Consider the following 22,441-nt stretch of genomic DNA (forward strand, 5'->3'; position numbering starts at 1 on the left):
GACTATGTGAAAAACACCCTATCGATATCCTATCATTACCTAAGTTTAATTGGCAATCATTATTTTTTAAAACCATAGAAAGGATTGGTGTCCATGAATATTACGATAAATTTTGATTCTTCATGGAAAGAAGGATTGCTAAAAAAAATGGATGAGGATGGCCCTTGGTCAAGTTGGGAGTTATACAAACTTGCGATGGAAGCAGAAAGGAACTTATCAATTAATGAATTCTTTGGTCTTGTTGCACCTACCCATCTCCCAAACTTAACAATTTTTCCACATCAATTAGAAGTGGCTAAAAAAGTCATAGAAGAAATGAATGGAAAAGCAATTTTAGCTGATGAGGTTGGTCTTGGGAAAACTATTGAAGCAGGGCTGATCTTGAAAGAATATATGATTCGAGGCCTAGTAAAAAAAGCATTAATTTTAGTGCCTGCCTCACTTGTATCGCAATGGGCACAAGAACTAAACCAAAAATTCTTTATCCCGGCTATTCCACAGCGTAAAACGTACGTTTGGGAACAATGTGATGTTGTCGTTGCCTCTATTGATACAGCAAAGCGGAACCCACATCGAGACATTGTCTTAGCACAAAACTACGATTTAATCATCATTGATGAGGCTCATAAACTAAAAAACAAAAAAACAAAAAATTACGAGTTCATTCAAAACTTGAAAAAAAAGTTTTGTTTACTTTTAACTGCCACTCCAGTTCAAAATAAACTAGAGGAAATCTTTAACCTGGTCTCGCTCCTAAAACCTGGACATCTTGGTGATGAAGCAACTTTTGACGATAATTTCCGATCAAATAGCCGGTCCCCTAAAAATGATGAGAAGCTACGAGAGCTTGTTAATAAAGTAATGGTAAGAAACCGTCGAGAAGATACTGGAATTGAATGGACAAAACGAATCGTTGAAACAATTACGATTCCTTTCTCAAAGGAAGAACAAGAGTTATATGATGCAGTAACTGCCTTGAGAGAAGTTGGTACGAATGAAGAAAATTCCATTATAAAAAATCATTTCTCCTTATTGACATTACAACGAGAGGTTTGTAGTAGTCGGGAGGCGGCTTTTTTAACTTTAAAAAATATGACCGAAAAGCTTACGAATACTCCTGAAATAGCAGAAACCATTAAAAATATCTTCAAAAAAATTGAACAAGTAACTAGGAATTCAAAAGCTGAAAAAGCGCTGGAGCTCATTCAAAAAATTGATGATAAAGTCATTATTTTTACTGAATATCGAGCAACTCAACTCTATTTACAATGGTTTTTTAATCAACATGGAATTAGTTCAGTTCCTTTTCGTGGTGGTTTTAAGCGTGGGAAAAAGGATTGGATGAAACAACTATTTAAAGACCGTGCCCAAGTTCTTATAGCAACAGAAGCAGGTGGCGAAGGAATTAACCTTCAATTCTGTCATCATATCATTAACTATGACCTTCCTTGGAATCCTATGCGTATTGAACAACGAATCGGTAGAATTCATCGATTAGGTCAAGAAAAAGATGTCCATATTTATAACTTCGCTACAGAAAATACAGTAGAGCAACATATTCTAACACTGCTTTATGATAAAATCCGTCTATTTGAAAGGGTAATCGGTGAATTAGATGATATTTTAAGTAGACTAGAACTTGATAATATCGAGGATCACATTTCTGATATTCTCATCCAATCCAAAAGCCAAGGTGAAATGAGAGTGAAAATGAATCATCTTAGTGAATTAATAAAATTAAACGAGGGAGAGACGCAAGAAAATGCAGCAGCAGGACATTCATAACTTTTTAGAACGGTATTTTACGGCAAATGAAAGTCCCATACTTGAAAATAGTGACGGCTATCTTCACATTCAGCTCTCCATTGATTTAGATAAAATGTTAATGAATCGGCCATTTTACTGGCACTATCTAGAGAAAACAGGTGGAACTCCGAATCCAATGGAGATGACCCTTATTACAAATCCTGAAAAATGTAAGGAAGATAAAAAAGGTGAACAAATTCACTTCGGTTCACCAAGACTTCACCAGATCTTTCAATCTGCACAACAATTAGGGGCCTATATAAGACTGTTTGAACAAATCTCCATTGAGGACCGAAGAAGTTCAACGGCTTTACATCCATGGCTTTGCTTAAATACAAAAATATCCTACCAATGTGACCGTAAAAAAGACATGATTATTTCTTTGGGACTTAATTTAATTACAGGTGAAGTCAAAGAACATTTTCATGATTTACTTTTATCGAAATCGCTGACTCCGAAAATACCTGATTTTTGTTTTACTTTATCGCCATTAATTACACCAGCTAGCGGTCTTACTAGACTTGAGAATGTCATTCGGACAATGGTAGCAAAAGACAATCATCAATGGGCTGAAGATGCCCAATTCCGCTGGGAACAAGATTTAAAGCTACTAGAAACTTTTTATGAGGATATAGAAGATAAGCCCGAAAACTATTATTTGGAAATTACCGCTTTAAAAGAACAATACGAACCTAAAATTAATATAAGCATCATAAATGGGGGCGTATTTTACTTAGGTCTGCCACACTAAGAAAAGCGCAGCAACTTTTTAAAAAAAGTGTCAGTCACCATAGCCGCTATTAAAGATGTAACAAAAGATAACATCTTTATATAAAGATAAGGGCCTTTGGTAAACTGACACTTCTAAAATAATCGTAACGTACTTAATGTTTACTAACGCTTCTTCTTACTGTTAAACATCTGCCCTATAGCATATGGCAGTAAGCCGAACCACTTATATGCAAAGGGAAGTTTATTAGCTTTTCTTTCTTGTCTCATTTCTTTTCGTTTTTCACTAGGTGTATCTACATAGCTTACAAATTGTTGTGTCACATATTTTACATAATCATTTGTTTTCATTTCGGTTCACCAGCTTAGTTTTTTCATTAGTATTGCCAATGATTGCAATAATTATTCTAAGCAGGAGATGATCTCTTGGATGATTTGTTCTACTGTTTTATTCGTTGTTTCAATGACAAAATCAGCTTCAAGGTATAGTGGGAGTCTATCCTCAAATCTTCTCTTATTTTGCTCAAGATCTGCTTTGAATAACGGTCTACTATCATCCATCGCCAACCTTCTCATTGTCTCCTCTAAATCACAATAAAGAAAAAACACTTTTCCTTTTCGCTTCATTAATTCACGATTTTTGACACTTAGAACAATTCCGCCACCTGTTGTAATTATCTTTGGAGATTGCTTACAAATTTCTTGAAGTGCCTCTGATTCATATTCGCGAAATCTAGCTTCACCCTCTTCTTGGAAGATTCCGCTAATTTTTTTCTCTTTAACAGTTTCTATATAATAGTCAGTGTCAATGACGGCAATGTTTAAGCAGTTTGAAAGAAACTTCCCAACAGTAGTTTTCCCAGCCCCCATAAATCCAGTTAAAAATATATGTTCGTTAATCACCTTATCGCTCCTCTAACCACGGTAATACAGTCTCAGTTTTTACATCATAAAAGAAAGTAAATTCTTTTGTTTTAGGCGCTACCGTTCTACTTATTAGTCTAACTGATTTCATTTCATTCCTCTCTTTTTTGACAACAAACGAAACTTCTCCTTCTTCGTAATAAAAATTCCCTGAAAAATTTTCGCGATTATCTGAACCTAGTATGTTTAAAACATCGACAACTCCCATTTGCAATAAGCGTTCAGCTGTATAAAGTTCTCCTTCTTCCGACAAGATTTTTTTTTCGAGAGCGTATTGACTTACTTGAAAAATAACAAAGCTGGATAGAAGCAACATGATGATAATTGTCGTCGGTAAGATAAACCCCTTCTCATTTCCCATAATACAATGCCTCTATAGGTAACAAATGAGTAATTCTTCTTACATGTGTTTGATTATATAGGTCCACGACCGTAACATCAATGCCATTGGAGACTTTTTGGAAATGTACATCTGCTACTTTTTGCAGGGCAATTTCTTGCCCTTTTTGATTTACTTGCCTACGGATCCGTTGTTGAAATTGTGCATACGTTACTTGTTCGTTATTTTCCTGTTGGAGATACAAAACATTGTTTGCGACGTCAATCTTAGCAGATTTTTGAATATCAATCGCAAACTGTTGAAAAAATAAAGAAACCTCAATATTGTGGAGATGTTTTGGTTCATCTGAAATAAGCTTTACGAATTGAGGGATAAAGGAAGCAATAACGAGGAAAATCGAGAAGGCAAGTAAAACTTCAATTAGGGTAAAGCCATTGTTCTTTTTCATCTTTTGGCACTCTCACACCTTTCATAATGACGGTCATTGGCTGCATTCCAAGCGATACATGCCCTGAGCTCCTGATGGTCATTGTTGAAGGTGAACGTTAATTTATACGTAGTTTCTAAATCCGTTATATTAGTTTCCAAAAAAGATTTGTCTTCGTAAATCCAGCTTGTGATCGCCTTATCAAGGTAATATAGTGCATTTTTTTCCTGCTGAATAGCGATACGTTCATTGTAGACAATCAGTAAAATAGGGAGAACAATCGTCGTTACAACAACCAGGACCATTAACGATGTGATTGCTTCAATTAGGGTAAAGCCTTTACAATTGTTCAATGTAAAACCGTCCTTTTCCTAATAGTAGGACAAGTCGATAGCGATGGTCATTCATCCTTATCGTAAGACTACCAGACTTTTGAACGTTGCCATTGGGAAGAAAAGAAATGTCTGTTAATGATAATGTCCCTTGGACAATTGTTGTTCCTTCGACTTGGAACTTCCTACGTAAAATAACTTCTCCACCTTGGCGAATGATATATTCTTTACTGCCATTCAAGAAAACGACAGAGGCAACTAATTGCTGACTCAACGCCATTTGCTGGGCATAGTAAAGATCCTGTTGCAACTGATAGATAAACTGATTTCGTTCACTAGCGTCAGCAACTGCTCCGAGAGAAACTAGAGGGAGCGTCAATACAGTCGCAATAATAAGTAGAACAAGAGTCATCTCAAGTAAGCTGTGACCTTTTTCATTACGAAAATAAAGTTTATCCATATCACTTCACAACGACTTTATTATTTACTAAGATAAGTTCAGTTCCGTTTGGACAAACAATAGTATCTACATACTTGTCTTTTAAATCTTCTAATTTTACAGGGTACTTTTTATGTTCGACAAAGTAAGCTCCGACTTGCGCTTGTAATAAATCTATCGTAGCATCACAGCCACGTTGATTGGCAAGATCATTATTATTTGTCATATTTGGAATGGCAATGAGGAGTAAGATTGAAATAATCATTAAGACAATCATCATTTCGATTAGCGTAAATCCATCATTATTCTTAATACTTTTAAATTTCATTTTGTTCCACCTCTCAATATTTAATAAAACTTTTTAATATTGAGACCGTCTCTAACTAATGATCAGATTAATAAAATGATTTAAATTGGGGAGAAAACAATAGGAATTCACGAGGGGCGGTACTTTTTTCTTTCACCTCTTTCATTTAAGGTTTGTAGTAAAGTGGAGACAACGATGAATTACATGTAGTAACTCAGAAAAGGAATTAGACAAACACTAACAAAATTCCTGCTTTTTTTATAATTTTTATCATTTTTTTTGAAATTTAATGTAAATTTACCTATTCTCATGGTTCTATTTACAGAACAATCTATCAAATGTTATAATAAAATAATTATATTCACAGGGTGAGAAAGGAAACGATAAAGATGATTGGTGAACAAGTGAAAAAATTACGGTTAGAAAAAGGAATGTCTTTATCTGAACTAGCAGAAACTGCCGGTGTAGCAAAATCATACTTAAGTTCAATTGAAAGAAATATCCAATCTAATCCTTCCATTCAATTCCTAGAAAAAATATCTACTGTTTTAGGAGTAACTGTTGAATCCTTATTAAATGAAAATAAGGATAACAAAGCACAGAATAATCTTGATTCCGCTTGGATTGAGTTAGTCAAAGAGGCTATGGAGTCAGGAGTTAGTAAAGAACAATTTCGGGAATACTTAGAATTTAACAAATGGCGTAAAAACCAGTAATTATAAAAATAGATTTCCCGTGTACATGTCATGGAAAATCTAATCGAAAAGTCGAAAAAACTCCCACATATGAACCGCAATGGGAGTTTTTCTATTTTTAAAACAAGGTTTAATGTTTCATTGTTTGTTTACAGTCGTTATGTACAGGACACAACAATTCACACTTAGACAATGCTTGATAGATGGAACACCATGATCTTTTTGCATAGTAAACCGGTACTGATTGATCTTGAGCTTTTTTCTTTAACGTCTTAGCTAAATTATGATTAATAAAGTCAGTTAAAACAAGAATTGAATCGACGTTTTCAGGGATTTCCCGCTTCACCATTTGTACCTTTCTTCCACTTAAATGTGTCACCTCTGAAAACCCTAATTCTTCGAGTTTCTGAGGTATTGACCCCAGATGATCCGCTCCTACTATTAATAATGACCTCATATTACCACCCCTTTATTCAAATATTCGTTACAATCATTTTAACTGATAATGATTATCAATGTCAATATTTTTTTTCAGGATCAATACTATAACCCATTGATTAAAGAAAACACTGGTAACAATATAGAGACGAACATAAGTAAGATGATAATTCCTATAAGAAAAAATAATATTGGCTGAATAATCATAAACAGATTTTTCATTTTTGCCTCTAAATCATTTAGCAGCCATTGACTGTAATGTTCCAACTCCTCATCAAGGCGCCCATTTGCTTGACCATGCTCGACGATATAGGCTAAAGCTTTACAATAAAGAGTGTTGTAAAGTAACACATTCTGTAGTTTTTCCCCTGATTCCAAATGTGCGGTCATATTCTCTGCTTCTTTACTTATATAGCCTAAACCTTCAACGTTTTTAAAAATAGCTAAAGCATCATAAATTGCTAAGCCGCTCTTCATTAAACAGCTTAAATTAATGGAAAAAAAGTAGGTTATCATCCCTCTATAATAATTTCCTATGATAGGAGTTCTCGCATAAACTTTTGCTTGCTCCAGAATAGTCTTCTTTCTAAAAACAAAAACAAAGTATAAAGATATCGATAGAACGGTTGCTAAAAAAACTAGCGCGAATTTTGGAGAGTTTTCAACGAATAGGAGAAAGAGCCTCGTGATCAATGGCAGTTGAATATTCAACGTAGAAAACAAGTGCGTAAAGTGGGGAAATAAATAAAGATACATGATGACTAAAAACAAACCTAGGATCCAAAAGAGAAATAAAGGATATTTAATTAACTTTTGAAATTTCATCTTACTGTCTAGGGTCTTTTTCAATAAGTTGCCACCATCGATAAGTCCTCTTGATAAGTTCCCATAATATTCAGCAAAATAAACAAAACTTATAATATTTTTCGGTAATTGTAACATTACTAATGCTTCACTAATTGAGCTTCCTTTTTCAAGTCTCGCTAGCATCGATGTTAACGTCGGCTTGAGCTTTTCATTTTCATATTTGAGAAAGAATTGTATAGCTTCAGAGATTGTGTAGCCCTGTTCGGTGAGCGTACCTATTCTAATTAGAAATTCGACCTTCTCCACAGAATTCCAGCTATGTTTAGTTTTCATTAACATAGCCACCTCTCATATTCAGCTTCTCTCACAAAGCCTAATGCAATTCCTTTGTTAATCAGCTGCCCTAACTTCGGATAGTTGACTTTCATGTTGCTATAAGTTAAAACAGCGTCTAAAGGGCTTCCTGCAAGAATTTCGTAAACAGCTAACCTTCTCTTTTTCCGCTTTAACAAACAATGAATCGTGCACTCATTACCACAATACGGACAAGACAAGCCCACAAGCCTTTGTGAAACGAGCCCAATCACCGATTCTTTAATATCAACCTCGGCACAGCCGAATTCTCGCAACCTAGAAATACATCCTTTAGTATCGTTACTGTGAATTGTACTCAAGACTAAATGGCCTGTCATCGCTGCACGTATCGCAATTTTTGCCGTTTCGGGATCGCGAATTTCACCAATCATTATAATATCCGGGTCATGCCTTAATGTCGCCTTTAGTGCTTCGGCATAGGTTAAACCAGCTTTTTCGTTGATTTCCACTTGAATGAATGCATCTGTCTTTTTTTCAATAGGATCCTCAATCGTAATAATTCTCCGATCCTTCTGGCACTGATCATATAATAATGAATAAATTGTTGTCGTTTTTCCTGACCCAGTCGGACCAGAAATGAGTAATAAACCGTGAGCTTTTTTCATTAAGGTACGTAATTGAGCCGTTTGACTTTTGTAAAGGGAGAGTTCGTCTAAAGTGGCAACTTCATTTTGGGGTAAAACTCGAATAGCTAAACTTTCATGGGGAAATGTTGGTAATGTAGAAATCCGTAGATTAATTTGCTTGTCTCTAACTATCAAGGTAAGGGAACCATTCTGCGGTCTTCTTCGTTCACCAATATCCATTTTCGAACGAAATTTGAAGTGCGAAATAAGTTTTTCTGCATCAGAATTTCGTATTTTTTCTAATGGAAGTAAATGCGTCCCAATTCTGAGCTGCACTAGCGATGCTTCATGTGAAGGGACAATGTGGACATCTGAAGCTTTTTCTTGAACAGCACGTGAAATAATCGCATCACTCTTTTGTTCAATTATTGACAATAAAACCACCTTCTTTTTTTATAATTCAGAAACAGAAGCATTGAAACATAGAAGTCAAAAATCATATTCTACACTCTTTTTTATTTTCCTCTTTTTTTACGAATATTTTTTTGGGTTTCTTCCATACTAAGATATGTACTCGTTGGGATGTGGCCAAGCGGTAAGGCAACGGACTTTGACTCCGTCATGCGTAGGTTCGAATCCTGCCATCCCAGCCATAATAATAATCATACAATCGAGTGAATTTCATAATTATCATAATCGAGCTATTTCAAACTAAATGTAGTTGCGAATGTTTTAACGCAACTACATTTAGAACTTACTAGCGAAAATAATGAATTATGAACTTCATGAATCCTATAAAAAGATGACTTGTGAGAATAGTCATCTTTTTTATATGTGAATTTATGACAGGTCCCCTATATTATTGAAACTTAAAACAACTAACTAGTACATCCAAACAATGATTGTTGGCGCTACTTTGTGATGAAAACTGCCTCTAAATAGAAAAAATTCAAAAAAGTTTCATATAATTTCTACCTTTAGTCACATAATAAGCTTGAAAACGCATTTATTTATATTTGATACTGTATTATAATTAAGTCAGAATTTCATAGGGAGTGAAAATAGATGGAGCATCATACTCTAAAAATAACTGGCGTACTATCCGATCCAACACGTTTTTCAATATATCAATATGTAACAAAGCAACATCGAGATGTTACTGTACAAGAAATTGCTGATGCATTTGAAATCCATGCAAATGTGGCAAGGCTTCATTTAACTAAATTAGAAGATGTCAACATGTTAATTTCAGAAACGAAAAAAACTGGAAAAGGCGGACGTCCAAGTAGGTTTTATCGTTTGTCCGATGAAGTAGTTAGCCTCCAGTTCCCATATCGTGATTATCAGAAATTATCCGAAATTGCCATTGATACACTTCTAAGCTTAGGCGAAGTTGGTGAAAAAGCCTTAATGAAAACAGGACGTAAATTCGGCTATGAAACTTCACGAATGTACTTACAAGCGCTTGACTTAAACCTTAACGAGCTTTCTAATGAAGAAAAGTTAACTCACATTAAAACAGTAGCTCTTCAACAAGGCTTAAATCCAGAAATGCATTACGACAAAGAAACGCACGAAGTTAACTTTAGAATTTATAATTGTACATTTAAGGAACTAGTTCCTGATCGTGCTCCAATTTGTAAAATGCATCAAGCGTTAATTAATGGGTTTTTCGATTTCTTCTTCGGTGAAATTAACTTAAATAAAAACAGCTATATGTCCGACAGTATTGAATATAGTTTCTGTTCATACAAAACGTTAGTACTACCTTAACGTTGTTTACAAGTAGTTTTCAAATGGTATATAATAGACCTATTGTAATCTACTCATACACATTTAAATTTATTTTTTAATAAATTTAAATGTGTATATCCTATACATAAAAAAGGGGGGTTAAACGTGGAGCGTATGTATCGTGTTTTAAGCTTCTGGACAGGTATTTTCGCAATTTTATTTATGGTTGGTGACATGCATGCAACAGCAATTCTTTTCTTCGGTATTACTGGCGCATTTTTAGCATTAAGTTACTTAAATCTTTCAGAACGTATGTACTTATACATTTTTGGTGCTTTTCTTACATTATTCTTTGTTGGATTTACGTATTACACAACGTTTATAATGGTACCTGGTATTGGTGGCCATTAAGAAATATAAGAAAAGCGCAGAGCGCCTGCTGTGCTTCGACAAGCAACTTCTTGAGTACACATCTAGAAAGCTTTGCGACTAGTATCCGCAGGAGCAGCTGGCGCTCTGCGCTAGACAACTTTTAAAGTTCAAAAATTAACTTTCTTATCTTTTAAAAAAGGTGACTCATTGAGTCGCCTTTTTTATTGCTTTTGTATTATGCATGGTTGTTCTTAAAGTTGATAAGGATCATCCGTAAATAGCCGATAAGATTTGGAATTGGTCATACCTTTTCCGTGTAGAAAAACATGGAATGCAGCACTGATCCCAGTATCATTAATCAAAGTTTTTATGGCTCGGTTCAGTTTGCTTTTTTCTGAGAAAGGATTTGGATCGTAATTCTCTTGTAAAAATTTTAGCATCCCGATCTGTAATAGAAACCGACTTTGTTTTAACCCGACAATTTTTTCAAGACCAAGTTCATTGGCGATTGTTTCGTAGGCATCTAAGTGGATATGTGTAGTTAAATCCATTTCTGTTGGATGTTGTAGCGGATTATTAATCATTTGATGCTTGAAGTAACCACGTAGACTACCATCTTTCCTTTCTGGCAATGTCCAGTCTTCTTTCGTGTATCCATAATCAATCGTTACAACAAATCCTCTATTAAGAAAGTCGTTTATACTAGACAGCCAGGAATTCATATAAATCGGAACTTCTATTCTCTGACCTTCTTTTAAATCAGGTCCGTAAGTTTTTAGCCAATCTACAAGTTGCTTTTTTGAGCATAGCTGTTTCAATTCAATTAAATTGTCTTCTTCATCTAAAGATACAAAAATTTCTACTAGCTCAGAATGATGTTTTTCAACTACATGAACTGGAAAGGCATCAAGTAATTCATTTGAAAAAATAATCCCTTCAAATCTAGTTGAGTCCTTATCTCTTAAATCTTCTAAGCTAGCAAATTGCCTAAACCCACTTTTTTCACCTAAAAGCTTTTTTTGTTCGCTACGATGATAGGGACTCGTTTCTATGATTGTGTAGAGTAATGACTTATTACTGGTAATAAGCTCCCATTCATCAATAACAGCTTTTGCAAAGCGGCCATCGCCACCACCAAACTCACAAATACTAGCTGGCAGATGCTCTTTTTCAACAAGATCTAAAAAGAAGTGAGCAAATGCGCGGCCAAAAACAGCATGGACGCCACTACTAGTATAAAAATCACCATCTCTTCCTAACTTTTTTTTATCTTTCATATAATACCCAATATCAGGATCATAAAGGACAAAATTCATATACTCAGCATAAGTAATCATACGATTATCTGTTTTTTTTATTTTTGAAACGATCGTATTTTTCAGAAAAATTCCCCCTATTAAACTTTACTTCAAAAAAAATAATTAACACTATTGACACGTTGTTTATATCATTATATAATAAATTTGTAAGTTAGCAATGATCTTCGGGAGTTCCCCCTCCCCTCAAAAGTTCATTTATGATAACTAAGATTAACTCCCCATTTGAGGCTGGCTCCCGTAGAGTCAGCCTCCTTTTTTATTTAATCGTGATACTCCCATTCCTCTTCTTCCTCAAACAGCATTCTATATTTAATTCCTTCAACATCATCGAATTGGCCATTTCTTTTGGCACCATAATAAATAAAGAAAGCAGCTCCTGATAAACTTACCATAATGATTACTAAAATCCAGCCATTCATTGAAAGCCCCAAAAATCCCTGAAAAATGTGAAAACTGTTAAAAAAAATAGAAACACTACTCAAACTAAAACCCTCCTTGTTTTTCATAGTGTTCCACTATTTTCCTTTTTTATGTTTACCATTATTCAAAATTCAAACAAAGGGTTTTATGCAGAGCATTTAACAGCGTTTCTAAATAATTTATGCAAACCCCGAAAGAAAAGGGTTAGAATCCATTTCAATACCAATTCTCGTTAGCGGGCCGTGTCCGCTAGCAACAATTGTGTTCTCAGGTAACTCCATTAATTTTTTATTTATACTTTCCATTAATACATCATGGTTTCCACCTGGAAGGTCAGTTCTTCCGATCCCCCCAGCAAATAAAGCATCACCAGAAAAAACAATCCCTAGCTTCTTAAAATAGTAAGAAACGCTACCAGGCGAATGACCAGGCGTCTCTAATACTTCAAAAGTAAAAGGGCCAATTTCAAGTGTACCTTCTTCTTTAATTAAAAAATCTGCATTTTTCGCTTTGACAGCCTTTGATCCCATAAACAATGATGAGCCATTTTTTTGGGGATCTGCTAGCCAATCTTTCTCTTTCTTATGTATATATGCCGGGATTTCCCATTGATCGCGGACATCATCAACCGCACCAATATGATCAAAATGACCATGCGTTAGCAAAATAGCCTTTGGTATAAGACCTTCTGATTTAAGCCAATTGTTTAATTTTTCGCCTTCCCCGCCTGGATCAAAAATGACCGCTTCTTTATTCTCATCATATAAAACGTAGGCATTCGTTTGTAAAGGGCCTAAAGGTATTTGTTTCCATTCCACATAAATCGTCTCCTTTGCATATTAGCTGTCTTTTATTTTACACTTAAATAGCAAAGCTTTCAAAATTTCATTTAAAATTGGAGGATCTATGAAAAAAATTACAGGTCTAGAACTCGTTACTGATACTGCAGATATTCTTACTGAAAACGACCGAGTCCAACAGTATGTTAGTAAACATCGGTTAGATTATTATCAATTTGGCATCATAGTCCAAGACGAAAACGATAGACTGCAGTTAGAAAGCTTATTAAGTGAGTATAACGTTTTTGAAAGTGAATTTACTCTTTATAAACTAGAAAAACCAGAGACAAAAAGAACCTTTATTGATTTTGGATTTCTCTCCAACGAAAAAAACTATTACTTATATGCTGAATTAGTAATTCCTTTTACGATTTCCGGACATAATGAAAAAAACGTCCATACCGCTTTAGAGCAAATGGATGAACATTTAATTGCAATTGATGAAACTTTAGAGCGAACACAGTTTTACGTAGAGCGTTATCATCAACAATTAATCGAAGGTATTGCAGATGCCTATAGGGTAATTGTAACATTTTATCCATAAATACTATTTACACTTTAGCTCTATTGTAAAGTAGCCCCTCGACAAACGTTTTGAAAACAATTAAAATAATAGTAGTAATCGAGTGAATTTCATAATTACCTTAATCGAGCTACATCAATCTAAATGTAGTTGCGAATGCTTTCTACGCAACTACATTTAAAACATAGTAGCGAAAATAATGAATTATGAAATTCAATAAAATCATAGTAGGTAATCGTATTTTTACAAAAATATGCTACATAGTTAATGAAGGAGGTTGTACAAGATGGTTTTAGGTATTATTACATTATTAGTTGCAATTCTAAGTGGTTTTGGTATGTACCGTGAATTTCGCCGTAAAAACCTTTTTGGAGCAGCATTTGCATTTTTATCTTTAGCTGTATTCGGATGGTTTTCTGTTATGACAATTTTATCTCCTTTTATAGGAAGTGGATCGTAAGAACTGGAAAGAGGGCTGACTCGTACTTGAGTCAGCCCTCTTTGCTACTTTTTAGACAGATCAAATTAAGAAAAGTATTATTCTTCTCTTTTTAACTTTTCTTCTACACTGCTTAGCTTACTAGACATCGTCTGCTCTTTGTCACGACGGTCATCAATACGGATATTAGTAGCAACTCTCTGAACACCTTTGGCAAAAGGAACTTCATGAAGTGCTTGTATTACTTCAAACAACACGGGTAGTTCCCCTTCAATGATTGTACTCATCGGTGTAAGTTTATAGCTTACTTTTTCCTGATAAGTTTCTAATACTCGGTGGATGTCAGCCACATAATCACTTACGCTAGGCTCATTCGTTCCAATAGGAATAATGGTAATATCAACGATCGCCAACTTTTTCTCCTCCTTTTTTGGTTTTAATTGTTCCCTAATTTCACTTGGAAACTCTTTTAAGGCCAATCTTCGATAAGACCTTATCGCTGTTCTAAGATGAACATCGTCAGGTTCAGTAGTAGTCACTCGTACTTGGAGAAAATAAGAAATTCTCAACACATAATCTCGGACTAAACTCATAAACGGGTGGTTCAACTGTGAGTTAACTAGTGGCGCTAACAACAAAGAGCCATAACTAGCCCATGCAATTGCTACTGCAAAGGAATAAAAGAATAATGTACAAACGGTTAAAACAATAACACTACTAAAATAAACAACAACAAGATTAGTAGAACAATATCGGTTTGTTATGGCTGCTTGCTTAATTTTATCAGCATTGTACATTGCCTTTACACCACGATAACTAAACACTTTATGTTCTGCTCCATGATATTTACGTAAATTAGTTGGAAAAACAAAATGAGTTCCAAACATATGGTAAAGCGCAAAATAATAAGGAAGTCCTTCCCACCCTAATTCTCCCCCATATAAAACTAAAAGTTTTGGCAAGAATATTAATAAAAAGTAGAAAATAGTGATTAACTTAAACCATAGTGGCATTGCAAAAATAACTTGCTTACCTGCTAGCAACAGCGACTTACTATTTAACGGCTTAACCCACTCACCAATTTTGCCTTTGTCATTGTAAGCACAAGATATATGACGTTTGCCAATAAAGAAAATCCCATTTTCATATGACATACCTTTAATCAATGAAGCTCCACACTCCTTTAAAACTGTTTTGACCTAATCACTGACCAATACTTATTTGTTAATATATCTGAAAGGCCAGCTTCTAAAGAGTGAAGCCTATTAAAGCCCACTAATTGATGATCTATCCATGTATGAACATATGTAAATGTTGCATTGTATGAATGATCGTCATCCAACTGAAGGACAACCTCCACTTCACCGCGATTACCATAGCTTTCATGCTCAATAATTTGATTAGGAAATGTAAAAATAACCACATTATCAACTAATTCACCAGAAATAGACTGCAATTGTTCATTTCCTTTTAGTAGAGACAACTCCGCAGAAAGATAATTTTCGGTAGTGATCACCTTTCCATCTTCACGTACTAGAGATATCATTATATAATCATCCCCAATTAAACCATCAACAGGCATCTGCGTCCAATCCCATGCTCCTGTTAGCCTTACTTCTTTCCCATTCCTATTTACATCTAAAGAGATGGTAATATCGTTTTGTAACGATTCATTCGTAGCTGTCTCACTATTATTAATATAATGAAAACCAAAATAAAATAATAAAAACATCACACTTACAGGTAGTAAAAAAACAAACTTATTCACATTTCCCCTCCGAATCTACATATTTCATTATATAAGTAACGATATAACGTTACTGTGACTAGCATAGCACTTATTGATACGCATGTAAAAATACTTAAAAGATGTATAAAAAAGACTGTTCAGAAGTATCCTATACTTTTTAAACAGTCTCTGGTTTATTCTAACTATCTATTCAGCCGATATGCACTATGCTTAGTCGGTCCAATTCCCTTACCAATACATAAAGAATGTTCAATTGCTGCTTGAATAAAGTTCTTTGCAGTTGTAACAGCTGTTTTAATATCTTCACCTTTAGCTAATTCAGCTGTAATAGCGGCTGCAAACGTACACCCCGTTCCATGTGTATGAATCGTTTTTATTCGTTTTGCTTCAAAATAGTGAAAGTTTTCACCATCAAAAAGAACATCAATCGCTTCATTTTCACCTTCTAAATGGCCGCCTTTTAATACAATAAACTTCGGTCCAAGTTTATGTAAAGCTTCAGCCGCTAGCCTCATTTCACTGATTGTATCAATAGCACTTAAGCCAAGTATTTCACATGCTTCTGGAATATTAGGCGTAATAACTGTTGCTAATGGAAGCAACTTTGTTACTAATGCATCCATTGCTTGTTTTTGTAAAAGAGGTGCTCCACCTTTGGCAATCATTACTGGATCAACGACAATATTTTTCACATTATAGTATTGCAACTTAGCAGCGACTAAATTAATAATTTCCTCTGAAAAGAGCATTCCGGTCTTAACAGCATCAGTTCCCATATCTTGAAAAATCGCGTCAATTTGACCTTCAATGGCATCAAGCGTTTGTGGAAATACTCCGTGTACCCCTAACGTATTTTGCGCTGTTAACACCGTAATAACGCTCATACCAAAAACATCACGTTCTTGAAATGTTTTTAAATCTGCTTGTATGCCTGCGCCACCACCACAATCAGAACCAGCTATCGTTAATGCTTTTCCTATCATCATTCTATACCCTCTTTTCTTTTTTAAAGGTACCCTATAGAGCCTTCCCCGTAAGAGTCAGTCACATTGCGTGAGTAGCTATAGACTGAGTTGCTGTCTCACCCATATGATCAACCACCGCCAACAAATTGGACAATTTCAATTTTCATTCCTTCAGATAGCTTTGTTTGGGTTCGTTGTTCAATCTCTATAATTGAACCATCTACTTCTGTAACAACAAGGTTTTCATCTAATTTAAAATGGTTTACGACATCTGCTAAAGTTTCAAGTTCTAGTTCAGTCTCTTCACCGTTAATCACTATAATCACTTAACACTCATCCTTTCTTCTATTTTTTTTATGAATAATTGACAAGCTTTTGTTACATTCTCATTACCAACAATTTCACTGATCGCACAAATTCTAGTTGCCCCCGCATTTAGTACTTGATCAACATTGTGAAGTTTAATTCCCCCAATTGCTACGAATGGTATTTTAATTTCTTTTACTACTTCCTCGATATATTTAGTTGTTACAGGATCAACAACATCGACTTTACTTTTAGTTGGAAAAATTGGCCCGACTCCAATATAGTCAGCACCGTTCACCTCTGCCTCACGTGCTTCTTCAATTTTGTGAGTTGAAATACCGATAATTTTATTTCCCCCTAGAATTTTACGTGCCTCAAGCAGTGGCAAATCATCTTGTCCGATATGAATTCCATCTGCATCTACTGCAAGTGCCACATCAATATGGTCATTTATGATTAAAGGAATATTGTATTTTTCAGTTAAACCTTTTAGTAGCTTTGCCTTTTCAAGAACTTCTTTTTTACTACTATTTTTATCTCGAAGTTGAATAATATCAACACCACCGATGATGGCTTCTTCCATGACTTGAACTAACTCTCTACCTTTGTGAAATTCTTCTCCTGTAATTGCATATAACTTAAAATCTCGCATTTGGTTACCTCCATAAAATGTTATTGAACCAGGTGAAACAAATTCTAACCGAAAAAAAACCGTACCCGCTGTTAGAAAGACGGATTACGGCTAGTAAGTAGCATAAGATCGGCGACTTTCCTACGCTGGTGTAACCCAGATCAGGTTCAAGGGTAAAAGGATAACCTTTTTCTCAGCCAAGAAGTTGGCACCCCTAGTCTTTACTAAAGTTTAAAGATGTCGAGTGGAAAAATTAAGAGCTAGACCTAACTCGATAATTTAATTATGACAGAAAATAAGTTAATTTCAATCCTTTTGCTTACCAATATAGTAGTGAATGAATTTCTCTGTTATTTATATCAATAATATTTTCTAGTTGATAACCAAACAAAAGCCAACGGCCGTCAGGAGAAAGTTTGATTGGATAATTAGTATCTATAGAGATAATCTCCTTCGTTATACCAGTCTCAATTTGAAAAGAAACTATTTTGTAGCCATCTGGGTAATCAAAAACATCACCACTTGTATTTGGCTTAATTAGATAAAATGTTCTGCTAGGTGTATGAAAATCGTGATTCGGTATCCACCATTGCCCAGAGTATGTATTTAAAATCGGAACTTGAAGATTTTCAAGCTCCTTTTTTGACTCTGAGTGATAAAAAAGATAGTTCGACTTTTGAAGTGTAGAATCAGCAGTTGAAATCGTTAAGAAAAAATCACGATAGCCAAAAAAGGCAATGACATCATCTGCTATTTTCATTTCACGATCTGTCCTTTTATTATACGAAAACAAAGGGGCATAGTAGCTAAGTGAAAACGAGTCCCATTTCAAATATGCCATTTCTTCCTCTGCAATCCATTGTAAATAATAGTAATCAAAATCAAAATTTGTTAAGCTTTTTGAACGAAGATTAAAGTTTAACATCTTCATTGAATAATCTTCCTGTAAAACAGCAATGACCAATTCATTTTCCTTATAAGGATTCCAATATAGGTGAAATTCATCGCCAATCCCCTCTAGTTTATGAAGGACCTCACCAGTTTTGTTAATAAAATATAGCTCTTTTTGACCGTTAATAGTGGCTACTTCAATAGTAAAGATTGAGTTATCAGGATTAGCCTCCAAATGTAAGATTGGTTCATTTATTTGAAAAAATACTTCTTCCTCGCCTGTCAAAATATCAAACTTATAAATATAAGAAATTCCACTTTCATCACTCAAATATAAAATCGTATCTTGATCAAACCATTCATTTACCGTTACAAAACTATACATATTGACTCCGATCGTTTGTAACTGTTCTGGTTTTGTTAATAGTAGTGGGACACCCGATTTATAAGTTAGATTTGAGGAGTGCATGCTTACATCGTTAACATGTAAAATCTCATCAAACTTGTTGCAACTAGTAAGTAAAATAAGTCCTATGATGATAAAAATAGTTTTCAACATTTCGCACCCTCCTCGTTTCCCTTTTATCATTATCGCATTAATCGACAACTGTAACAAATTAAAAAAGCCAAGCTCTATTAATTACGAGCCTGACCGCAAACTAGTTTCATTTATTTATCTTTTGTTTAATTAACCAAACTGCACCAATAACTCCAGCATCATTACCTAGGGTAGCAATGGTAATCTCTGCTCCCTCGGCTACTCTTGGTAAGGCGTACAGATTGAAATGTTTATTAAGATGTCTTAGTAATATGTCTCCAGCCTTTGAAACTCCACCACCAATGACAATTTTTTCTGGATTAATCGCATTAGCCAGATTGGCGATTGCTAATCCTAAATGAAAACATACCTCGTCTATAACTTGCAACGCTATATTGTCCTCATTATTAGCACAATCAAACACATCTTTTGCTGTAAGTTTCCCTTTACGAATTAGGATTGCTGAAAGCTCACTATCAGTATTTTCATTTACCATTTCTGTTGCAATACGGGCAATACCTGTTGCTGATGCAATCGTTTCTAAACAACCTGTTTTCCCGCAATTACATGGTGCCCCCCCAGTTGCAAGGGATGTAATATGTCCAATTTCACCAGCCATTCCATTAACCCCATGAAGAATGTTTCCATTGGCAATTAGACCGCCTCCAACACCAGTGCCTAAAGTAACAGCAAGTAAATTTTTCGCACCATCGCCTGCTCCACGCCACATTTCTCCAAGAGCAGCTAAATTAGCATCATTATCTACGACTACAGGAAGGCCTGTTTCAACTTCAAGACGATCCTTTAAAGGGAAATCAGTCCAACCAATATTTACGGCTTTATAAATAAAGCCTGTTTCCATATTAATAAATCCTGGTGCCCCAACGCCAATTCCTGCTAACTTACTTTTAGGTTCATTTAATTCATCCATTTTCATAAAAATAGCTTTACAAATATCAGTAGTTATATGTTTTCCCTTATCCTCAACATTTGTAGGAATTTCCCATTTTGTGATCATTTCACCATATGTATTGATTATTGCCATTTTAATAGTTGTTCCACCAATATCAACACCAACGTACCAATGATTATCCATTTTATCAACCTCTTTGCATTAATCTTTTTTCTGTGTTCCCATCAAAAAACAGTAAATCTTTATAATGAAAAAACAGTCGAACTCGCTCCCCTTTTTCAATTTTACCACTTTTTTTAATTTGGGCAACTAAAGGTTGAGAGCCTAAATTTGAATAGATCTTATAGTACTCTTCTTCCTCCTGCAAAATGTGAATTGGAGCTTCAAATGACACACCATCACTACTACAAACGGGCTTGTCTACTACATGAAAGCTTGTTGATTTTACGCCAAGCAAAAGTTTTTGTCCTTCATAGAGCTCCTTTTTTCGAGTAAGTTCTTCAGGAAGATAAAAGGAAATTCCACTTGTCATAAACAAATGATCTTTTAAATAACCACTTAAAAAGGTTATGCCATCCCCCCTTAAGTATTTAGCAACAAAAACATGTTCTTGTTCTTCTAAAAGAACACTTGGAACGCCGATTTGAAGAAGCTTCTTTTGATGAATAACCGCTATACGATCACAAAAATGAAGCCACTCCAATACATAACTACTAAAAATAATAACGGGACAATCTTTCCAAAAACGGAGTTTTTCCTGCATCGTTGCTATAATCACTTTCCTTTTACTATTCGGTAATTGATAAAACGGTTCATCAATAACAATAAGACTCGGTTTCAATAAAGTTGCTCTGACAAAAGCAATAATTACCTTTTCTTGCAGCGATAAAGTATTCATCTCTCTTTCAATTTCCAATAAGAAGGAAAATTTTCGTAATGCGGAGTTAATCTCCTGACTAATTTCTTTTTCAGATACGCCTCTAAGCTTTAGTGGAAAGGCTAAATAGTCATAAATTGAATCTCTCCCATTTTCTAATTGTAAATGATTATGGATAAAGGCAATTTTTTCGTTATAATTAACAATATCTTTAATGGATTCATTATTTAATAAAATGGAACCTTTCCAATTTAGCTCAAATCCTAAGATTATCTTTTGTAATGTCTCTTTCCCTTGAGCGAATGGCCCAGAAATTAGGAGCCATTCATCTTTATTAATAGTGAAGGAAACATTCTTGAGTTCAAAATTTGTTTCTGTCTGTTTCCATACATGTTCGAACGATAACTTATTCATTTCACTCACCCACTGTTATTGTGTCTAACAACGGTCAGTATCAATCGTTTTTTATTTTTTGGAGCTCATTTAATTCTTTCCTTAGGATTAATAAACCTTGTTGCAACGTTTTTATGTCAATCATATCCCAATCGTATAGTTGTCTTAACTCCATTTCAAATAGTTCGAGGTCACCTGCACGGTCACCTGTATAAATAAAAGCACCATGCTTTTGTAAAAATTGTCTTAATTCATACATTGTCGTCATTTACTATCCACCCTATCTTATTCCATTTATACCTTATATTATATCAGTTTAAAAAGGCCAATGAATAGAAGGGGAATCAGTGGAATTAATGCCATGATTTGTGGAGTGCGATAGCGATGGACGATTTGGTAGATAAACATAAACCCAAGATATAAACCACCACTAAAAATAACGGTACCAAAAAGTGTAAACCACAACGACATTTCTGCTATTGCTAATTCCATGCCTAATAGTAAGAAAAATGCGATAAATACAGTAAGAGAAACTGGTTCTTGCTTTACATAGCCGAAAGCAGGATCATACTTCCAAACTAAAAAACCGATTAGACCTAAACAAAATATTCCTAAGACAATACTTATTACTCCATGACTAACAAATCCTAAGAATCTACTGCCAATAAACATGCCAATATAGAAAAATAGGAAAAATGCCAGCCCTACCACAACAAATATTGTTTGATGAGGTCCTATACGTCTTGAAACAAGTAATCCTCCTGTTGACAAACCTACTAGTAAAATAGTTAAAATAGAAGATATAATGATTGCCACGAGTAACTCACCCCAATTTAAGTACTTGTATCAGTTTATGTTGAAATGCTTATATTAAGGACAAGAATTTAAAAAATGTTTTATTAGAGGCTATATAGAAAAGAGGGATTAATTTTGCAGCAGAATAAATTACATGAATTGTTGCTTCAAGGAATACGAGGTGTCGCAGAAACACTTCCAGAAGAAAGAGCATTGTTCCTAACAACAATTAGTGAACGAATATATTTAGCGTTAACAAACAAACAAGTAATTCATAAAGGAATGTATCCTGAAGCTCTAGACATCATCCGCTCCAAAAAAGATTTACATTTATACATAAACGGTGAATTATCTTATAGTTTATTTTCAAACTACCTTAAAGAAGCTAGCAAATACAAGGTTCCTTTTACAGTTGTCAATGATGGTCACGAAACTCCGATTGGCCTTGTACTTGCGAGTAGCACCGCAATAAACGACGGAACTGAATATGATTTTTTTATTGAGGATGATATTTTCAAACGCGACATGGAATAAAAAAGGGTGGCCAAATG

The 22,441-nt window shown here is 34.7% G+C and carries 31 protein-coding genes, 1 tRNA gene and 1 riboswitch; of the genes, 9 read left to right on the top strand and 23 right to left on the bottom strand.

Annotated features, from left to right (window positions below; translation table 11 throughout):
* Window positions 1-93: 93 nt before the first annotated feature.
* Both ACK4M9_RS10305 and ACK4M9_RS10310 read left to right on the top strand, forming a co-directional pair.
* A complete protein-coding gene (locus ACK4M9_RS10305) occupies window positions 94-1,785 on the top strand; it encodes a DEAD/DEAH box helicase (RefSeq protein ID WP_409850074.1) in 1,692 nt (563 codons plus the stop codon).
* Window positions 1,763-2,557, top strand: coding sequence for a YqhG family protein (locus ACK4M9_RS10310; protein WP_409850076.1), 795 nt, complete (start codon window positions 1,763-1,765; stop codon window positions 2,555-2,557). Before ACK4M9_RS10305 ends, ACK4M9_RS10310 begins: the two co-directional genes overlap by 23 nt.
* 143 nt (window positions 2,558-2,700) lie before the next feature.
* Here ACK4M9_RS10310 and ACK4M9_RS10315 read toward each other — a convergent pair whose 3' ends face one another.
* From ACK4M9_RS10315 to comGC, 7 genes are read right to left on the bottom strand one after another with little or no spacing between them, the layout of a single operon-like run.
* A complete protein-coding gene (locus tag ACK4M9_RS10315) occupies window positions 2,701-2,886 on the bottom strand; it encodes a YqzE family protein (RefSeq protein ID WP_409850078.1) in 186 nt (61 codons plus the stop codon).
* A 51-nt stretch (window positions 2,887-2,937) separates the two neighbouring features.
* Window positions 2,938-3,435 (bottom strand): shikimate kinase, encoded by a 498-nt coding sequence (locus ACK4M9_RS10320; protein ID WP_409850392.1) that lies wholly within the window; start codon window positions 3,433-3,435, stop codon window positions 2,938-2,940.
* Between the two features lie 4 nt (window positions 3,436-3,439).
* Entirely contained in the window at window positions 3,440-3,820 is a 381-nt protein-coding gene (gene comGG, locus ACK4M9_RS10325) for a competence type IV pilus minor pilin ComGG (protein ID WP_409850080.1), read from the bottom strand.
* Window positions 3,810-4,247, bottom strand: a complete 438-nt coding sequence (comGF, locus tag ACK4M9_RS10330; RefSeq protein ID WP_409850082.1) for a competence type IV pilus minor pilin ComGF — start codon at window positions 4,245-4,247, stop codon at window positions 3,810-3,812. The genes comGG and comGF overlap by 11 nt, the downstream gene beginning before the upstream one ends.
* Entirely contained in the window at window positions 4,244-4,579 is a 336-nt protein-coding gene (locus ACK4M9_RS10335; RefSeq protein ID WP_409850084.1) for a prepilin-type N-terminal cleavage/methylation domain-containing protein, read from the bottom strand. Before ACK4M9_RS10335 ends, comGF begins: the two co-directional genes overlap by 4 nt.
* Window positions 4,566-5,018: a competence type IV pilus minor pilin ComGD gene (gene comGD / locus ACK4M9_RS10340; RefSeq protein WP_409850086.1), complete on the bottom strand. Its 453-nt coding sequence runs from the start codon at window positions 5,016-5,018 to the stop codon at window positions 4,566-4,568. Before comGD ends, ACK4M9_RS10335 begins: the two co-directional genes overlap by 14 nt.
* Before the next feature lies 1 nt (window position 5,019).
* Window positions 5,020-5,325, bottom strand: a complete 306-nt coding sequence (comGC, locus tag ACK4M9_RS10345; RefSeq protein WP_409850088.1) for a competence type IV pilus major pilin ComGC — start codon at window positions 5,323-5,325, stop codon at window positions 5,020-5,022.
* A 368-nt stretch (window positions 5,326-5,693) separates the two neighbouring features.
* On the opposite strand from comGC, the gene ACK4M9_RS10350 reads away from it, so the two are divergent.
* Window positions 5,694-6,020, top strand: coding sequence for a helix-turn-helix domain-containing protein (locus tag ACK4M9_RS10350; protein WP_409850090.1), 327 nt, complete (start codon window positions 5,694-5,696; stop codon window positions 6,018-6,020).
* Between the two features lie 109 nt (window positions 6,021-6,129).
* Here the strand turns inward: ACK4M9_RS10350 and ACK4M9_RS10355 are convergent, their stop codons facing one another.
* The 3 genes from ACK4M9_RS10355 to comGA all read right to left on the bottom strand — a co-directional run bounded on the left by ACK4M9_RS10355 (window position 6,130) and on the right by comGA (window position 8,620).
* Window positions 6,130-6,456, bottom strand: coding sequence for a DUF2325 domain-containing protein (locus tag ACK4M9_RS10355; RefSeq protein WP_409850091.1), 327 nt, complete (start codon window positions 6,454-6,456; stop codon window positions 6,130-6,132).
* An 86-nt stretch (window positions 6,457-6,542) separates the two neighbouring features.
* Complete coding sequence (gene comGB, locus ACK4M9_RS10360) at window positions 6,543-7,577, bottom strand: competence type IV pilus assembly protein ComGB (protein WP_409850093.1); 1,035 nt, start codon at window positions 7,575-7,577, stop codon at window positions 6,543-6,545.
* On the bottom strand, window positions 7,577-8,620 hold the full coding sequence (gene comGA / locus ACK4M9_RS10365; RefSeq protein ID WP_409850095.1) for a competence type IV pilus ATPase ComGA: 1,044 nt from the start codon (window positions 8,618-8,620) through the stop codon (window positions 7,577-7,579). The genes comGB and comGA overlap by 1 nt, the downstream gene beginning before the upstream one ends.
* Window positions 8,621-8,763: 143 nt before the next feature.
* Between comGA and ACK4M9_RS10370 the strand changes: the two genes are divergently transcribed.
* The 3 genes from ACK4M9_RS10370 to ACK4M9_RS10380 all read left to right on the top strand — a co-directional run bounded on the left by ACK4M9_RS10370 (window position 8,764) and on the right by ACK4M9_RS10380 (window position 10,330).
* Window positions 8,764-8,838, top strand: a tRNA-Gln gene (locus ACK4M9_RS10370).
* A 412-nt stretch (window positions 8,839-9,250) separates the two neighbouring features.
* Window positions 9,251-9,958 (top strand): helix-turn-helix transcriptional regulator, encoded by a 708-nt coding sequence (locus tag ACK4M9_RS10375; protein ID WP_409850097.1) that lies wholly within the window; start codon window positions 9,251-9,253, stop codon window positions 9,956-9,958.
* Between the two features lie 126 nt (window positions 9,959-10,084).
* Window positions 10,085-10,330 (top strand): DUF2626 domain-containing protein, encoded by a 246-nt coding sequence (locus ACK4M9_RS10380; RefSeq protein ID WP_409850099.1) that lies wholly within the window; start codon window positions 10,085-10,087, stop codon window positions 10,328-10,330.
* Between the two features lie 212 nt (window positions 10,331-10,542).
* Here ACK4M9_RS10380 and ACK4M9_RS10385 read toward each other — a convergent pair whose 3' ends face one another.
* The 3 genes from ACK4M9_RS10385 to ACK4M9_RS10395 all read right to left on the bottom strand — a co-directional run bounded on the left by ACK4M9_RS10385 (window position 10,543) and on the right by ACK4M9_RS10395 (window position 12,848).
* Window positions 10,543-11,628: an SAM-dependent methyltransferase gene (locus tag ACK4M9_RS10385; RefSeq protein ID WP_409850101.1), complete on the bottom strand. Its 1,086-nt coding sequence runs from the start codon at window positions 11,626-11,628 to the stop codon at window positions 10,543-10,545.
* 242 nt (window positions 11,629-11,870) lie between these two features.
* Entirely contained in the window at window positions 11,871-12,092 is a 222-nt protein-coding gene (locus ACK4M9_RS10390) for a cbb3-type cytochrome oxidase assembly protein (protein WP_409850103.1), read from the bottom strand.
* Between the two features lie 117 nt (window positions 12,093-12,209).
* On the bottom strand, window positions 12,210-12,848 hold the full coding sequence (locus ACK4M9_RS10395) for an MBL fold metallo-hydrolase (protein WP_409850105.1): 639 nt from the start codon (window positions 12,846-12,848) through the stop codon (window positions 12,210-12,212).
* Window positions 12,849-12,936: 88 nt separating this feature from the next.
* Between ACK4M9_RS10395 and ACK4M9_RS10400 the strand changes: the two genes are divergently transcribed.
* Both ACK4M9_RS10400 and ACK4M9_RS10405 read left to right on the top strand, forming a co-directional pair.
* Entirely contained in the window at window positions 12,937-13,413 is a 477-nt protein-coding gene (locus ACK4M9_RS10400) for a hypothetical protein (RefSeq protein WP_409850107.1), read from the top strand.
* A 265-nt stretch (window positions 13,414-13,678) separates the two neighbouring features.
* Window positions 13,679-13,852: a DUF2759 domain-containing protein gene (locus ACK4M9_RS10405; protein ID WP_409850109.1), complete on the top strand. Its 174-nt coding sequence runs from the start codon at window positions 13,679-13,681 to the stop codon at window positions 13,850-13,852.
* A gap of 77 nt (window positions 13,853-13,929) precedes the next feature.
* Here the strand turns inward: ACK4M9_RS10405 and ACK4M9_RS10410 are convergent, their stop codons facing one another.
* The 10 genes from ACK4M9_RS10410 to ACK4M9_RS10455 all read right to left on the bottom strand — a co-directional run bounded on the left by ACK4M9_RS10410 (window position 13,930) and on the right by ACK4M9_RS10455 (window position 21,911).
* Window positions 13,930-14,997: an MTH1187 family thiamine-binding protein gene (locus tag ACK4M9_RS10410; RefSeq protein ID WP_409850111.1), complete on the bottom strand. Its 1,068-nt coding sequence runs from the start codon at window positions 14,995-14,997 to the stop codon at window positions 13,930-13,932.
* A gap of 17 nt (window positions 14,998-15,014) precedes the next feature.
* Window positions 15,015-15,599 carry a hypothetical protein gene (locus ACK4M9_RS10415; RefSeq protein ID WP_409850113.1) on the bottom strand — a complete coding sequence of 195 codons (585 nt, stop codon included), beginning with the start codon at window positions 15,597-15,599 and terminating at the stop codon, window positions 15,015-15,017.
* 164 nt (window positions 15,600-15,763) lie between these two features.
* Complete coding sequence (thiD, locus tag ACK4M9_RS10420) at window positions 15,764-16,567, bottom strand: bifunctional hydroxymethylpyrimidine kinase/phosphomethylpyrimidine kinase (protein ID WP_409850115.1); 804 nt, start codon at window positions 16,565-16,567, stop codon at window positions 15,764-15,766.
* Window positions 16,568-16,674: 107 nt separating this feature from the next.
* Window positions 16,675-16,872: a sulfur carrier protein ThiS gene (gene thiS / locus ACK4M9_RS10425; RefSeq protein ID WP_409850117.1), complete on the bottom strand. Its 198-nt coding sequence runs from the start codon at window positions 16,870-16,872 to the stop codon at window positions 16,675-16,677.
* A complete protein-coding gene (gene thiE, locus ACK4M9_RS10430; RefSeq protein ID WP_409850119.1) occupies window positions 16,869-17,504 on the bottom strand; it encodes a thiamine phosphate synthase in 636 nt (211 codons plus the stop codon). Before thiE ends, thiS begins: the two co-directional genes overlap by 4 nt.
* Window positions 17,505-17,604: 100 nt before the next feature.
* A riboswitch (TPP riboswitch) is annotated at window positions 17,605-17,709 on the bottom strand.
* A gap of 93 nt (window positions 17,710-17,802) precedes the next feature.
* Window positions 17,803-18,933: a YqgU-like beta propeller domain-containing protein gene (locus ACK4M9_RS10435; protein WP_409850121.1), complete on the bottom strand. Its 1,131-nt coding sequence runs from the start codon at window positions 18,931-18,933 to the stop codon at window positions 17,803-17,805.
* Between the two features lie 106 nt (window positions 18,934-19,039).
* Window positions 19,040-20,008 carry an ROK family glucokinase gene (locus ACK4M9_RS10440; protein ID WP_409850122.1) on the bottom strand — a complete coding sequence of 323 codons (969 nt, stop codon included), beginning with the start codon at window positions 20,006-20,008 and terminating at the stop codon, window positions 19,040-19,042.
* A 4-nt stretch (window positions 20,009-20,012) separates the two neighbouring features.
* Window positions 20,013-21,116 (bottom strand): ATP-binding cassette domain-containing protein, encoded by a 1,104-nt coding sequence (locus ACK4M9_RS10445; protein WP_409850124.1) that lies wholly within the window; start codon window positions 21,114-21,116, stop codon window positions 20,013-20,015.
* 40 nt (window positions 21,117-21,156) lie between these two features.
* A complete protein-coding gene (locus ACK4M9_RS10450) occupies window positions 21,157-21,363 on the bottom strand; it encodes a YqgQ family protein (protein ID WP_409850126.1) in 207 nt (68 codons plus the stop codon).
* A 38-nt stretch (window positions 21,364-21,401) separates the two neighbouring features.
* Window positions 21,402-21,911, bottom strand: coding sequence for a hypothetical protein (locus ACK4M9_RS10455; protein ID WP_409850128.1), 510 nt, complete (start codon window positions 21,909-21,911; stop codon window positions 21,402-21,404).
* Window positions 21,912-22,025: 114 nt separating this feature from the next.
* Between ACK4M9_RS10455 and ACK4M9_RS10460 the strand changes: the two genes are divergently transcribed.
* Window positions 22,026-22,424 carry a YueI family protein gene (locus tag ACK4M9_RS10460; protein WP_409850130.1) on the top strand — a complete coding sequence of 133 codons (399 nt, stop codon included), beginning with the start codon at window positions 22,026-22,028 and terminating at the stop codon, window positions 22,422-22,424.
* Window positions 22,425-22,441: the final 17 nt, after the last annotated feature.

The organism is Anaerobacillus sp., from assembly GCF_046314235.1.
In the GTDB taxonomy this organism is placed as follows: Bacteria; Bacillota; Bacilli; order Bacillales; family Anaerobacillaceae; genus Anaerobacillus.

Coding starts and splice junctions, on each gene's coding strand:
- ACK4M9_RS10445 (WP_409850124.1), bottom strand. CDS start 21,116: ATGAATAAGTTATCGTTCGAACATGTATGGAAACAGACAGAAACAAAT.
- comGC (WP_409850088.1), bottom strand. CDS start 5,325: ATGAAATTTAAAAGTATTAAGAATAATGATGGATTTACGCTAATCGAA.
- comGD (WP_409850086.1), bottom strand. CDS start 5,018: ATGGATAAACTTTATTTTCGTAATGAAAAAGGTCACAGCTTACTTGAG.
- ACK4M9_RS10375 (WP_409850097.1), top strand. CDS start 9,251: ATGGAGCATCATACTCTAAAAATAACTGGCGTACTATCCGATCCAACA.
- comGG (WP_409850080.1), bottom strand. CDS start 3,820: ATGGGAAATGAGAAGGGGTTTATCTTACCGACGACAATTATCATCATG.
- ACK4M9_RS10355 (WP_409850091.1), bottom strand. CDS start 6,456: ATGAGGTCATTATTAATAGTAGGAGCGGATCATCTGGGGTCAATACCT.
- thiD (WP_409850115.1), bottom strand. CDS start 16,567: ATGATGATAGGAAAAGCATTAACGATAGCTGGTTCTGATTGTGGTGGT.
- ACK4M9_RS10385 (WP_409850101.1), bottom strand. CDS start 11,628: ATGATTACTTATGCTGAGTATATGAATTTTGTCCTTTATGATCCTGAT.
- ACK4M9_RS10350 (WP_409850090.1), top strand. CDS start 5,694: ATGATTGGTGAACAAGTGAAAAAATTACGGTTAGAAAAAGGAATGTCT.
- comGF (WP_409850082.1), bottom strand. CDS start 4,247: ATGAAAAAGAACAATGGCTTTACCCTAATTGAAGTTTTACTTGCCTTC.
- thiE (WP_409850119.1), bottom strand. CDS start 17,504: ATGCGAGATTTTAAGTTATATGCAATTACAGGAGAAGAATTTCACAAA.
- ACK4M9_RS10315 (WP_409850078.1), bottom strand. CDS start 2,886: ATGAAAACAAATGATTATGTAAAATATGTGACACAACAATTTGTAAGC.
- ACK4M9_RS10400 (WP_409850107.1), top strand. CDS start 12,937: ATGAAAAAAATTACAGGTCTAGAACTCGTTACTGATACTGCAGATATT.
- ACK4M9_RS10440 (WP_409850122.1), bottom strand. CDS start 20,008: ATGGATAATCATTGGTACGTTGGTGTTGATATTGGTGGAACAACTATT.
- ACK4M9_RS10405 (WP_409850109.1), top strand. CDS start 13,679: ATGGTTTTAGGTATTATTACATTATTAGTTGCAATTCTAAGTGGTTTT.
- ACK4M9_RS10435 (WP_409850121.1), bottom strand. CDS start 18,933: ATGTTGAAAACTATTTTTATCATCATAGGACTTATTTTACTTACTAGT.
- ACK4M9_RS10305 (WP_409850074.1), top strand. CDS start 94: ATGAATATTACGATAAATTTTGATTCTTCATGGAAAGAAGGATTGCTA.
- ACK4M9_RS10310 (WP_409850076.1), top strand. CDS start 1,763: ATGCAGCAGCAGGACATTCATAACTTTTTAGAACGGTATTTTACGGCA.
- ACK4M9_RS10450 (WP_409850126.1), bottom strand. CDS start 21,363: ATGACGACAATGTATGAATTAAGACAATTTTTACAAAAGCATGGTGCT.
- comGB (WP_409850093.1), bottom strand. CDS start 7,577: ATGAAAACTAAACATAGCTGGAATTCTGTGGAGAAGGTCGAATTTCTA.